Source organism: Escherichia sp. MOD1-EC6300, assembly GCF_002965045.1.
Classification (GTDB): domain Bacteria; phylum Pseudomonadota; class Gammaproteobacteria; order Enterobacterales; family Enterobacteriaceae; genus Escherichia; species Escherichia coli_F.
Genome location: NZ_PTRH01000008.1, coordinates 60,125 through 73,597, shown reverse-complemented (window position 1 = coordinate 73,597; position 13,473 = coordinate 60,125). Strand labels below are relative to the sequence as shown.

Annotated in this window: 12 protein-coding genes; 11 read left to right on the top strand and 1 reads right to left on the bottom strand. The window is 49.8% G+C overall.

Annotated elements, in window-relative coordinates:
* Positions 1-149 precede the first annotated feature (149 nt).
* From fimE to fimH, 8 genes are all read left to right on the top strand, one after another.
* The gene (fimE, locus tag BGE37_RS13850; protein WP_000044720.1) at positions 150-746 is read left to right on the top strand and encodes a type 1 fimbria switch DNA invertase FimE; all 597 of its coding nucleotides are present in this window, start codon (positions 150-152) and stop codon (positions 744-746) included.
* Between the two features lie 479 nt (positions 747-1,225).
* Positions 1,226-1,774: a type 1 fimbrial major subunit FimA gene (gene fimA, locus BGE37_RS13840; protein WP_105288110.1), complete on the top strand. Its 549-nt coding sequence runs from the start codon at positions 1,226-1,228 to the stop codon at positions 1,772-1,774.
* Positions 1,775-1,838: 64 nt separating this feature from the next.
* Positions 1,839-2,378: a fimbrial protein gene (locus BGE37_RS13835; RefSeq protein WP_000824095.1), complete on the top strand. Its 540-nt coding sequence runs from the start codon at positions 1,839-1,841 to the stop codon at positions 2,376-2,378.
* A gap of 36 nt (positions 2,379-2,414) precedes the next feature.
* A complete protein-coding gene (gene fimC / locus BGE37_RS13830; protein ID WP_105288109.1) occupies positions 2,415-3,140 on the top strand; it encodes a type 1 fimbria chaperone FimC in 726 nt (241 codons plus the stop codon).
* A 66-nt stretch (positions 3,141-3,206) separates the two neighbouring features.
* The gene (gene fimD / locus BGE37_RS13825; RefSeq protein WP_105288108.1) at positions 3,207-5,843 is read left to right on the top strand and encodes a fimbrial usher FimD; all 2,637 of its coding nucleotides are present in this window, start codon (positions 3,207-3,209) and stop codon (positions 5,841-5,843) included.
* Positions 5,844-5,852: 9 nt separating this feature from the next.
* Positions 5,853-6,383 (top strand): type 1 fimbria minor subunit FimF, encoded by a 531-nt coding sequence (gene fimF, locus BGE37_RS13820; RefSeq protein WP_039020421.1) that lies wholly within the window; start codon positions 5,853-5,855, stop codon positions 6,381-6,383.
* 12 nt (positions 6,384-6,395) lie between these two features.
* Entirely contained in the window at positions 6,396-6,899 is a 504-nt protein-coding gene (gene fimG, locus BGE37_RS13815; protein ID WP_105277724.1) for a type 1 fimbria minor subunit FimG, read from the top strand.
* A gap of 19 nt (positions 6,900-6,918) precedes the next feature.
* Positions 6,919-7,821 (top strand): type 1 fimbria D-mannose specific adhesin FimH, encoded by a 903-nt coding sequence (gene fimH, locus BGE37_RS13810; protein ID WP_103253485.1) that lies wholly within the window; start codon positions 6,919-6,921, stop codon positions 7,819-7,821.
* Positions 7,822-7,994: 173 nt separating this feature from the next.
* On the opposite strand, the gene gntP is transcribed toward fimH, so the two are convergent.
* Positions 7,995-9,338, bottom strand: a complete 1,344-nt coding sequence (gntP, locus tag BGE37_RS13805; protein WP_105277725.1) for a gluconate permease GntP — start codon at positions 9,336-9,338, stop codon at positions 7,995-7,997.
* Between the two features lie 339 nt (positions 9,339-9,677).
* On the opposite strand from gntP, the gene uxuA reads away from it, so the two are divergent.
* The 3 genes from uxuA to uxuR all read left to right on the top strand — a co-directional run bounded on the left by uxuA (position 9,678) and on the right by uxuR (position 13,391).
* Positions 9,678-10,862 (top strand): mannonate dehydratase, encoded by a 1,185-nt coding sequence (uxuA, locus tag BGE37_RS13795; protein WP_000438605.1) that lies wholly within the window; start codon positions 9,678-9,680, stop codon positions 10,860-10,862.
* 80 nt (positions 10,863-10,942) lie between these two features.
* The gene (locus tag BGE37_RS13790; protein WP_000208194.1) at positions 10,943-12,403 is read left to right on the top strand and encodes a fructuronate reductase; all 1,461 of its coding nucleotides are present in this window, start codon (positions 10,943-10,945) and stop codon (positions 12,401-12,403) included.
* 214 nt (positions 12,404-12,617) lie between these two features.
* A complete protein-coding gene (gene uxuR / locus BGE37_RS13780) occupies positions 12,618-13,391 on the top strand; it encodes a Uxu operon transcriptional regulator (RefSeq protein ID WP_105288106.1) in 774 nt (257 codons plus the stop codon).
* Positions 13,392-13,473 lie beyond the last annotated feature (82 nt).

The following is a 13,473-nucleotide window of genomic DNA, read 5'->3' as shown; positions in this document are numbered from 1 at the left end:
TTTTATTTTTGTATGATATTTAATGTAATTGACTGATAGCCACATAACTTCCTGTGCGGTTATCTTTTTATCTATTGGGCTAATTTTAACCGATCGAGGTTTCCTATAGGTATTCATTCAAATATATCTCAGTCAGGAGTACTACTATTGTGAGTAAACGTCGTTATCTTACCGGTAAAGAAGTTCAGGACATGATGCAGGCGGTTTGTTACGGGGCAACGGGAGCCAGAGATTATTGCCTAATTTTGTTGGCATATCGGCATGGGATGCGTATTAGTGAACTGCTTGATCTGCATTATCAGGATCTTGACCTTAACGAAGGTCGAATAAATATTCGCCGACTGAAGAACGGATTTTCTACCGTTCACCCGTTACGTTTTGATGAGCGTGAAGCTGTGGAGCGCTGGACCCAGGAACGTATTAACTGGAAAGGCGCTGACCAGACCGACGCCATATTTATTTCTCGCCGCGGGAGTCGACTTTCTCGCCAGCAGGCCTATCGCATTATTCGCGATGCCGGTATTGAAGCTGGAACCGTGACGCAGACTCATCCTCATATGTTAAGGCATGCTTGCGGTTATGAACTGGCGGAGCGTGGTGCAGATACCCGTTTAATTCAGGATTATCTCGGGCATCGAAATATTCGCCATACTGTGCGTTATACCGCCAGTAATGCTGCACGTTTTGCCGGATTATGGGAAAGAAATAATCTCATAAACGAAAAATTAAAAAGAGAAGATGCCTGATGTAACTTATTGATAATAATATGAAAAGATAAGGAAATATAAGACAATTGGGGCCAAACTGTCCATATCATAAAAAAGTTTTGTATTTGTTCTCAAGCATAAAAATATAAAAAAACGACATAAAGCAACTAACTGTTTGATATGTAAATTGTTTCTCTTATAAATTAATTTCACATCACCTCCGCTATAGGTAAAGCTAACGTTTCTGTGTCTCGAAGCAACTTCCTCATTCATCTCTCCAAAAACCACCGTGTTCAATATAAAAATCTATAAAATAATGTATTAATAGAATATAAATCCAAATAATAAACTAAGAAAGTTCGTGCGTAATGCTTTCCTCTATGAGTCAAAATGGCCCCAAATGTTTCATCTTTTGGGGGAAAACTGTGCAGTGTTGGCAGTCCAATTCGTTTCAAAACAAAGTGTACAGAACGACTGCCCATGTCGATTTAGAAACAGTTTTTTTAAAGGAAAGCAGCATGAAAATTAAAACTTTGGCGATCGTTGTTCTGTCGGCTCTGTCCCTCAGTTCCGCAGCGGCTCTGGCCGATACTACGACGGTAAATGGTGGGACCGTTCACTTCAAAGGGGAAGTTGTTAACGCCGCTTGCGCAGTTGATGCAGGCTCTGCTGATCAAACCGTTCAGTTAGGACAGGTTCGTACCGCTAGCCTGAAGCAGACTGGAGCAACCAGCTCTGCCGTTGGTTTTAACATTCAGCTGAATGATTGCGATACCACTGTTGCTACAAAAGCCGCTGTTGCCTTCTTAGGTACGGCAATTGATGCTACGCATACTGATGTACTGGCTCTGCAGAGTTCTGCTGCAGGTAGCGCAACAAACGTTGGTGTGCAAATTCTGGACAGAACCGGTGCTGCGCTGGCGCTGGACGGTGCGACATTTAGTGCAGAATCAACCCTGAATAACGGTACTAACACCATTCCGTTCCAGGCGCGTTACTTTGCAACCGGTGCCGCAACCCCAGGTGCTGCTAATGCGGATGCGACCTTCAAGGTTCAGTATCAATAACCTACCCAGGTTCAGGGACGTCATTACGGGCAGGGATGCCCACCCTTGTGCGATAAAAATAACGATGAAAAGGAAGAGATTATTTCTATTAGCGTCGTTGCTGCCAATGTTTGCTCTGGCCGGAAATAAATGGAACACCACGTTGCCCGGCGGAAATATGCAATTTCAGGGCGTCATTATTGCAGAAGCTTGCCGGATTGAAGCTGGTGATAAACAAATGACGGTCAATATGGGGCAAATCAGCAGTAACCGGTTTCATGCGGTTGGGGAAGATAGCGCACCGGTGCCTTTTGTTATTCATTTACGGGAATGTAGCACGGTGGTGAGTGAACGTGTGGGTGTGGCGTTTCACGGTGTCGCGGATGGTAAAAATCCGGATGTGCTTTCCGTGGGAGAGGGGCCAGGGATTGCCACCAATATTGGCGTAGCGTTGTTTGATGATGAAGGAAACCTTGTACCGATTAATCGTCCTCCAGCAAACTGGAAACGACTTTACTCAGGCTCTACGTCGTTACATTTCATCGCCAAATATCGTGCTACCGGGCGTCGGGTTACTGGCGGCATCGCCAATGCTCAGGCCTGGTTCTCTTTAACCTATCAGTAATTGTTCAGCAGATAATGTGATAACAGGAACAGGACAGTGAGTAATAAAAACGTCAATGTAAGGAAATTGCAGGAAATAACATTCTGCTTGCTGGCAGGTATCCTGATGATCATGGCAATGATGGCTGCCGGACGCGCGGAAGCAGGAGTGGCCTTAGGTGCGACTCGCGTTATTTATCCGGCAGGGCAAAAACAAGTACAACTTGCCGTGACAAATAATGATGAAAATAGCACCTATTTAATTCAATCATGGGTAGAAAATGCCGATGGTGTAAAGGATGGTCGTTTTATCGTGACGCCTCCTCTGTTTGCGATGAAGGGAAAAAAAGAGAATACCTTGCGTATTCTTGATGCCACAAATAACCAATTGCCACAGGATCGGGAAAGTTTATTCTGGATGAACGTTAAAGCGATTCCGTCAATGGATAAATCAAAATTGACTGAGAATACGCTACAGCTCGCAATTATCAGCCGCATTAAATTGTACTATCGCCCGGCTAAATTAGCGTTGCCACCCGATCAGGCCGCAGAAAAGTTAAGATTTCGTCGTAGCGCGAATTCTCTGACGCTGATTAACCCGACACCCTATTACCTGACGGTAACAGAGTTGAATGCCGGAGCCCGGGTTCTTGAAAATGCCTTGGTGCCTCCAATGGGCGAAAGCACGGTTAAATTGCCTTCTGATGCAGGAAGCAATATTACTTACCGAACAATAAATGATTATGGCGCACTTACCCCAAAAATGACGGGCGTAATGGAATAACGCAGGGGGAATTTTTCGCCTGAATAAAAAGAATTGACTGCCGGGTAATTTTAAACCGGAGGAATAATGTCATATCTGAATTTAAGACTTTACCAGCGAAACACACAATGCTTGCATATTCGTAAGCCTCGTCTGGCTGGTTTTTTTGTTCGGCTCTCTGTTGCCTGTGTTTTTGCCACACAGGCACCTTTGTCATCTGCCGAACTCTATTTTAACCCGCGTTTTTTAGCGGATGATCCCCAGGCTGTGGCTGATTTATCGCGTTTTGAGAATGGTCAAGAATTACCACCTGGGACGTATCGCGTCGATATCTATTTGAATAATGGTTATATGGCAACGCGTGATGTCACCTTTAATACGGGCGACAGTGAACAAGGGATTGTTCCCTGCCTGACGCGCGCTCAACTTGCCAGTATGGGGCTGAATACGGCTTCTGTCTCCGGTATGAATTTGCTGGCGGATGATGCCTGCGTGCCATTAACTACAATGATCCATGACGCTACTGCGCATTTAGATGTTGGTCAGCAGCGACTCAACCTGACGATCCCTCAGGCATTTATGAGTAATCGCGCGCGTGGTTATATTCCTCCAGAGTTATGGGACCCCGGTATTAATGCCGGATTGCTCAATTATAATTTCAGCGGAAATAGTGTACAGAATCGGATTGGTGGTAACAGCCATTATGCATATTTAAACCTACAGAGTGGGTTAAATATTGGTGCATGGCGTTTACGCGACAATACCACCTGGAGTTATAACAGTAGCGACAGTTCATCAGGTAGCAAAAATAAATGGCAACATATCAATACCTGGCTTGAGCGAGACATAATACCGTTGCGTTCCCGGCTGACGCTGGGTGATAGTTATACTCAGGGCGATATTTTTGATGGTATTAACTTCCGCGGCGCACAATTGGCCTCAGATGACAATATGTTACCCGATAGCCAAAGAGGATTTGCCCCGGTGATCCACGGTATTGCTCGTGGTACTGCACAGGTCACTATTAAACAAAATGGGTATGACATTTATAATAGTACGGTGCCACCGGGGCCTTTTACCATCAACGATATCTATGCCGCAGGTAATAGTGGTGACTTGCAGGTAACGATTAAAGAGGCTGACGGCAGCACGCAGATTTTTACCGTACCCTATTCGTCAGTCCCGCTTTTGCAACGTGAAGGGCATACACGTTATTCCATTACGGCAGGAGAATACCGTAGTGGAAATGCGCAACAGGATAAACCCCGTTTTTTCCAGAGTACATTACTCCACGGCCTTCCGGCTGGCTGGACAATATATGGTGGAACGCAACTGGCGGATCGTTATCGCGCTTTTAATTTCGGTATCGGGAAAAACATGGGGGCACTGGGCGCTCTGTCTGTGGATATGACGCAGGCTAATTCCACACTTCCTGATGACAGTCAGCATGACGGGCAATCGGTGCGTTTTCTCTATAACAAATCGCTCAATGAGTCAGGTACGAATTTTCAGTTAGTGGGTTACCGTTACTCGACCAGCGGGTATTTTAATTTTGCTGATACAACATACAGCCGAATGAGTGGCTACAACATCGAAACACAGGATGGTGTTATTCAGGTTAAGCCGAAATTTACCGACTATTACAATCTCGCTTATAACAAACGCGGGAAATTACAGCTCACTGTTACTCAGCAACTCGGACGCACATCAACACTGTATTTGAGTGGTAGCCATCAAACTTATTGGGGAACGAGTAATGTCGATGAGCAATTCCAGGCTGGATTAAATACTGCTTTCGAAGATATCAACTGGACGCTCAGCTATAGCCTGACGAAAAACGCGTGGCAAAAAGGACGGGATCAGATGTTGGCTCTTAACGTCAATATTCCTTTCAGCCACTGGCTGCGTTCTGACAGTAAATCTCAGTGGCGACATGCCAGTGCCAGCTACAGCATGTCACACGATCTCAACGGTCGGATGACCAACCTTGCGGGCGTATACGGTACGTTGCTGGAAGACAATAACCTCAGCTATAGCGTGCAAACCGGCTATGCCGGGGGAGGCGATGGTAATAGCGGAAGTACAGGCTACGCCGCGCTGAATTATCGCGGTGGCTACGGCAATGCCAACATTGGTTACAGCCATAGCGATGATATTAAGCAGCTCTATTACGGAATCAGCGGTGGGGTATTGGCTCATGCCAATGGCGTAACGCTGGGGCAGCCGTTAAACGATACGGTGGTGCTTGTTAAAGCGCCCGGCGCAAAAGATGCAAAAGTTGAAAACCAGACGGGGGTGCGTACCGACTGGCGCGGCTATGCCGTGCTGCCTTATGCCACAGAATATCGGGAAAATAGAGTGGCGCTGGATACCAATACCCTGGCTGATAACGTCGATTTAGATAACGCGGTCGCTAACGTTGTTCCCACCCGTGGGGCAATTGTGCGAGCAGAGTTTAAAGCGCGTGTTGGGATAAAACTGCTCATGACGCTAACCCATAATAATAAGCCGCTGCCGTTTGGGGCGATGGTCACATCAGAGAGTAGCCAGAGTAGCGGCATTGTTGCGGATAATGGTCAGGTTTATCTCAGCGGGATGCCTTTAGCGGGAAAAGTTCAGGTGAAATGGGGAGAAGAGGAAAATGCTCACTGTGTCGCCAATTATCAACTGCCACCAGAGAGTCAGCAGCAGTTATTAACCCAGCTATCAGCTGAATGTCGTTAAGGGGGCGTGATGAAAAGCAAACCTTTTTATCTTCTGTGCGCTTTTTTGTGGCTGGCGGTAAGTCACGCTTTGGCTGCGGATAGCACGATTACTATCCGCGGCTATGTCAGAGATAACGGCTGTAGTGTGGCCGCTGAATCAACCAATTTTACTGTTGATCTGATGGAAAACGCGGCGAAGCAATTTAACAACATTGGCGCGACGACTCCTGTCGTTCCATTTCGTATTTTGCTGTCACCCTGTGGTAATGCCGTTTCTGCCGTAAAGGTTGGGTTTACCGGCGTTGCAGATAGACACAATGCCAACCTGCTTGCACTTGAAAATACGGTGTCAGCGGCTGCGGGGCTGGGAATACAGCTTCTGAATGAGCAACAAAATCAGATCCCCCTTAATGCGCCATCCTCCGCGATTTCGTGGACGACCCTGACGCCGGGTAAACCAAATACGCTGAATTTTTACGCCCGGTTAATGGCGACACAGGTGCCGGTCACTGCGGGGCATATCAATGCCACGGCTACCTTCACTCTTGAATATCAGTAACTGGAGATGCTCATGAAATGGCGCAAACGTGGGTGTTTATTGGCGGCAATGTTGACGCTCGTAAGTGCGACGCTACAGGCAGCCGATGTCACGATCACCGTGAACGGTAAGGTCGTCGCCAAACCGTGCACGGTTTCCACCACTAATGCCACGGTTGATCTCGGCGATCTTTATTCTTTCAGTCTCGTGTCTGCCGGTGCGGCATCGGCCTGGCATGATGTTGCGTTAGAGTTGACTCATTGTCCGGTGGGAACATCGAGGGTCACCGCCAGCTTCAGCGGGGCAGCCGATAGTACGGGATATTATAAAAACCAGGGGACCGCGCAAAACATCCAGTTAGAGCTGCAAGATGACAGTGGCAACACATTGAATACTGGCGCAACCAAAACAGTTCAGGTGGATGATTCCTCACAATCAGCGCACTTCCCGTTACAGGTCAGAGCATTGACGGTAAATGGCGGAGCCACTCAGGGAACCATTCAGGCAGTGATTAGCATCACCTATACCTACAGCTGAATCCGAAGAGATGATTGTAATGAAACGAGTTATTACCCTGTTTGCTGTACTGCTGATGGGCTGGTCGGTAAATGCCTGGTCATTCGCCTGTAAAACCGCCAATGGCACCGCTATCCCTATTGGCGGTGGCAGCGCCAATGTTTATGTAAACCTTGCGCCCGCCGTGAATGTGGGGCAAAACCTGGTCGTAGATCTTTCGACGCAAATCTTTTGCCATAACGATTACCCGGAAACCATTACAGACTATGTCACACTGCAACGAGGTTCGGCTTATGGCGGCGTGTTATCTCATTTTTCCGGGACCGTAAAATATAGTGGCAGTAGCTATCCATTTCCTACCACCAGCGAAACGCCGCGCGTTGTTTATAATTCGAGAACGGATAAGCCGTGGCCGGTGGCGCTTTATTTGACGCCTGTGAGCAGTGCGGGCGGGGTGGCGATTAAAGCTGGCTCATTAATTGCCGTGCTTATTTTGCGACAGACCAATAACTATAACAGCGATGATTTCCAGTTTGTGTGGAATATTTACGCCAATAATGATGTGGTGGTGCCCACTGGTGGCTGTGATGTTTCTGCTCGTGATGTCACCGTGACTCTGCCGGACTATCCCGGTTCGGTACCTATTCCTCTTACCGTTTATTGTGCGAAAAGCCAGAACCTGGGGTATTACCTCTCCGGCACAACCGCAGATGCGGGCAATTCGATTTTCACCAATACCGCGTCGTTTTCACCAGCACAGGGCGTCGGCGTACAGTTAACGCGCAACGGTACGATTATTCCAGCGAATAACACGGTATCGTTAGGAGCAGTAGGGACTTCGGCGGTAAGTCTGGGATTAACGGCAAATTACGCACGTACCGGAGGGCAGGTGACTGCAGGGAATGTGCAATCGATTATTGGCGTGACTTTTGTTTATCAATAAAGAAATCACAGAACATTGCTAATGCTGGTACGCAATATTGCCTGAAGCTAAAAACCTGCACGTTAGCCCTTTGTAGGCCAGATAAGACGCGTCAGCGTCGCATCTGGCATAAACAAAGCGCACTTTGCCGACAATCCGAACTGAGCCTGCCATTGGCAGGCTCTGGTGTTCTTTTACGCTACCATGCTAATAATCAACACAATAATCAGCCCAACCACGGAGTTGACCAGCTCCAGCAGACCCCATGTTTTCAACGTGTCTTTTACTGACAGGTCAAAGTAACCTTTGAACAGCCAGAATGAGGCATCATTAATGTGGGTGAGGGTGTTGGAACCTGCAGCTGTCGCCAGCACCAGCAGCGCCGGATTCACGCCAACCAGTTGACCGGTTGCTGGATCAAGGATTGCAGCACTGATAATCCCGGCGGCAGTCATCGCCGAAACCACACCTTGACCCGTCGCCAGACGAATTAGCACAGTGATCAGCCACGCCATGATGTACGGCGAGATATTGCCGTGTGACATCAACATGCCAATGGTGTCACCAATGCCGGTATCGATGATGGTCTGCTTCAGCACGCCACCCGCACCGATGATCAGAATCACCATCGCAATGCTTTTTACCGCGCTTTCAAAGGCGTTCATCACCCACTGCATGTCATGACCACGCGCGGTGCCAAAGAGTATGAATGCAACCACCATCGCAATAAACATTGCAATCGGCGATGAACCTATAAAGTTAACGACTTCCCACGCAGGGGTGTCTTTGGCCAGCCAGATATTGGCGATGGTGGTGGAGATCATAATGATTGCCGGGATCAGCGGCACCAGAATCGAAACGCCGAAAGAGGGCAGATTATTCATATCTACCGGTTGATCTGCTTTCAGGAATGATGGCGTTGGGCGCTCAAGATTGCCGAGGAACTTCGGCAGGATCAGACCTGCGCAGATGACACTTGGGATCGTCACCAGTACGCCATAGATATAAACCATCCCCATATCTGCACCATAAGCATTCACCAGCGCCACCGGACCCGGCTGCGGAGGGAAAAGTGAATGTGCGGTGGTAGCAGCCGCTACTGCCGGAATAGCCAGTTTCAGGAACGGAATTTTAGCTTCGGCGGCAATGACGATAACCAGCGGCGCTAACATGATAAAGGCCACTTCATAGAACATCGCCAGACCAAAAATCAGGCCGATGATAATCACCGATATCTGGACATAGCGCAGGCCGAGACGCGCCAGCAGCGTATGCGCTATCTGGTGCGCCGCGCCGGAGTCGACCATCAATTTACCAATGACCGCACCGAACACAACAATGATTGCCAGTTCCCCCAGCGTGTTGCCGAAGCCCGCTTTCATGGTGTGCAGCAGCGACATCAAATCCATGCCCGCCAACATCCCGACGGACAGCGCCGCCACTAGCAAAGCCACCATTGAATTGATTTTGAACTTCAAATTCAGTACCAGCATCAGGCCGATACCGAATACTACCCAAAGAATGTTAAGCACATGCATAACGTTTTACCTTACCTGGTTGAACCGTTGTTATTTTGGGCGACATGTTATGTAAATTGGTCAACCATTGTTGCGATGAATGTCACACCCTCTGATTAATAACTATCAATTACCCGTTGCTGCAATTTGCAGCAACGAGCGTGCGCGTGAAAATCTTGTGATGTGGTTAACCAATTTTAGAATTCGGGTTGACATGTCTTACCAAAAGGTAGAACTTATACGCCATCTCATCCGATGCAATGCCACGGCTGCGGTCTGGTTGTTCATCCGGATACCTAAACAACTCCAGGGTTCCGCGTCTCTTTGCTGTGGAACCCACTATGTGAAAGAGGAAAAATCATGGAACAGACCTGGCGCTGGTACGGCCCTAATGATCCGGTCACTTTAGCTGATGTCCGTCAGGCGGGCGCGACTGGCGTGGTTACCGCTTTGCACCATATCCCGAACGGGGAAGTATGGTCCGTAGAAGAGATCCTCAAACGCAAGGCGATCGTTGAAGACGCAGGCCTGGTGTGGTCTGTCGTAGAAAGCGTGCCAATTCACGAAGATATCAAAACTCATACTGGCAACTACGAGCAGTGGATCGCTAACTATCAGCAAACTCTGCGCAATCTGGCGCAGTGCGGCATTCGCACCGTGTGCTACAACTTCATGCCGGTGCTCGACTGGACCCGTACTGACCTCGAATACGTGCTGCCAGATGGCTCCAAAGCTCTGCGCTTCGACCAGATCGAATTTGCTGCGTTTGAAATGCACATCCTCAAGCGTCCAGGCGCGGAAGCGGATTACACCGAAGAAGAAATTGCTCAGGCCGCTGAACGCTTCGCCACTATGAGCGACGAAGACAAAGCGCGTCTGACCCGTAACATCATTGCCGGTCTGCCGGGCGCGGAAGAAGGCTACACCCTTGACCAGTTCCGTAAGCACCTGGAGCTGTACAAAGATATCGACAAAGCCAAACTGCGCGAAAACTTTGCGGTCTTCCTGAAGGCGATCATTCCAGTTGCGGAAGAAGTTGGCGTGCGTATGGCTGTTCACCCGGACGATCCGCCGCGCCCAATCCTCGGCCTGCCGCGTATCGTTTCCACCATTGAAGATATGCAGTGGATGGTTGATACCGTAAACAGCATGGCGAACGGTTTCACCATGTGCACCGGTTCCTACGGCGTGCGTGCTGACAACGATCTGGTTGATATGATCAAGCAGTTCGGTCCGCGTATTTACTTCACCCATCTGCGTTCCACCATGCGTGAAGATAACCCGAAAACCTTCCACGAAGCGGCGCACCTGAACGGTGACGTTGATATGTACGAAGTGGTGAAAGCGATTGTTGAAGAAGAACACCGTCGTAAAGCGGAAGGCAAAGAAGACCTGATCCCGATGCGTCCGGACCACGGTCATCAGATGCTGGACGACCTGAAGAAGAAAACCAACCCAGGTTACTCCGCGATTGGTCGTCTGAAAGGCCTGGCCGAAGTTCGCGGTGTCGAAATGGCGATCCAGCGCGCTTTCTTTAGCCGTTAATATCCACCGGCATGGCTGCGCGCCGTGCCGGTTCCTTCTTCCTTGCCGTCACTCTCTGAAGACGGATTCTGGAGTTTACGATGACTACTATTGTTGACAGCAATCTGCCGGTTGCCCGCCCGTCATGGGATCATTCTCGTCTGGAATCACGCATTGTGCATCTCGGTTGCGGGGCGTTTCACCGCGCGCACCAGGCGCTGTACACCCATCACCTGCTGGAAAGCACGGATAGCGACTGGGGGATCTGCGAAGTTAACCTGATGCCAGGCAACGACCGTGTGCTGATCGAAAACCTGAAAAAACAGCAACTGCTGTACACCGTAGCGGAAAAAGGCGCAGAAAGCACCGAGCTGAAAATTATTGGCTCGATGAAAGAAGCGCTGCACCCGGAAATCGACGGTTGTGAAGGTATTCTCAACGCGATGGCGCGTCCGCAGACGGCGATTGTCTCCCTGACGGTCACGGAAAAAGGTTACTGCGCCGATGCGGCAAGCGGTCAGCTGGATCTCAATAATCCGCTGATTAAGCACGATCTGGAAAACCCGACTGCGCCGAAGTCGGCGATTGGTTACATCGTCGAAGCCTTGCGCCTGCGTCGTGAGAAAGGGTTGAAAGCGTTTACGGTGATGTCCTGCGACAACGTGCGTGAAAACGGCCATGTAGCGAAAGTTGCCGTTCTGGGGCTGGCTCAGGCGCGTGATCCGCAACTGGCGGCATGGATTGAAGAGAACGTCACCTTCCCGTGCACCATGGTTGACCGCATCGTTCCGGCAGCTACCCCAGAAACGTTGCAGGAAATTGCTGACCAGCTGGGCGTTTACGACCCGTGCGCCATTGCCTGCGAACCATTCCGTCAGTGGGTCATTGAAGATAACTTCGTTAATGGTCGCCCGGACTGGGATAAAGTGGGCGCACAGTTCGTTGCAGACGTTGTGCCGTTCGAAATGATGAAACTGCGTATGCTGAACGGCAGCCACTCTTTCCTGGCGTACCTCGGTTACCTCGGCGGCTATGAAACTATTGCCGACACCATGACTAACCCGGATTATCGCAAAGCGGCCTTTGCCCTGATGATGCAGGAACAAGCGCCAACGCTGTCGATGCCGGAAGGTACGGACCTGAACGCCTATGCGACGCTGCTGATCGAGCGTTTCAGCAACCCGTCTCTGCGTCACCGTACCTGGCAGATTGCGATGGACGGCAGCCAGAAGTTACCGCAGCGCCTGTTGGACCCGGTGCGTCTGCACCTGCAAAACGGCGGTAGCTGGCGTCACCTGGCGCTCGGCGTGGCTGGCTGGATGCGTTACACCCAGGGGGTGGATGAGCAGGGGAATGCCATTGATGTGGTCGACCCGATGCTGGCGGAGTTCCAGAAGATCAATGCGCAGTATCAGGGCGCAGACCGCGTGAAAGCGCTGCTGGGCCTGAGCGGTATTTTTGCCGATGATCTGCCGCAAAATGCCGACTTTGTTGGCGCGGTGACGGCGGCATATCAGCAACTGTGTGAACGCGGCGCGCGCGAGTGTGTGGCTGCGCTGTAACTGACTGATTACCCAACAGACTTACTGGTCAATCAAAATAATATTTGGTTGACCAGTTTTCGTTTTTTTGCCCACCTGTACGTGCCAACTTCCAGTGCTAATGGTATAGTTTGAGATTGACGGGTGCCGTAAAATCGCCCGTTGTAGGCCGGATAAGGCGTGCACGCCGCATCCGGCAAAAATTTGATTAACTGCACCTAACGGACACAACACCATGAAATCTGCCACTTCTGCGCAAAGACCTTACCAGGAAGTCGGGGCGATGATCCGCGATCTGATCATAAAGACGCCGTACAATCCTGGCGAACGGCTGCCGCCGGAGCGTGAAATTGCAGAAATGCTTGATGTCACGCGGACGGTGGTACGTGAAGCGCTGATCATGCTGGAGATCAAAGGGCTGGTGGAAGTGCGCCGGGGTGCCGGTATTTATGTTCTTGATAGCTCAGACAGCCACAACACAGACGGTCCGGATGCCAACGTTTGCAATGATGCGGGTCCTTTTGAGCTGTTACAGGCGCGTCAGTTACTGGAAAGTAACATCGCGGAATTTGCCGCCCTGCAGGCTACCCGCGAAGATATCGTCAAAATGCGTCAGGCATTGCAACTGGAAGAGCGTGAACTGGCTTCCAGCGCGCCGGGTAGCAGCGAAAGCGGTGATATGCAGTTCCATCTCGCCATTGCCGAAGCAACGCATAACAGCATGCTGGTGGAGTTATTCCGTCAGTCCTGGCAGTGGCGGGAAAACAATCCAATGTGGATCCAATTGCACAGCCATCTGGATGACAGCCTGTATCGCAAAGAGTGGTTGGGCGATCACAAACAGATCCTCGCCGCGTTAATCAAAAAAGACGCCCGAGCGGCGAAGCTGGCAATGTGGCAGCATCTGGAAAACGTTAAACAACGTCTGCTGGAATTCTCGAACGTTGACGATATTTATTTTGACGGCTATCTGTTTGATTCATGGCCGCTGGATAAAGTCGACGCCTGACTTATTATGATAAGCGCAAGGGTAAACGTTCCTTGCGCTTTCTTAAATTAAGAAGTTGCAATGAGTATTACTTTGTAAATTG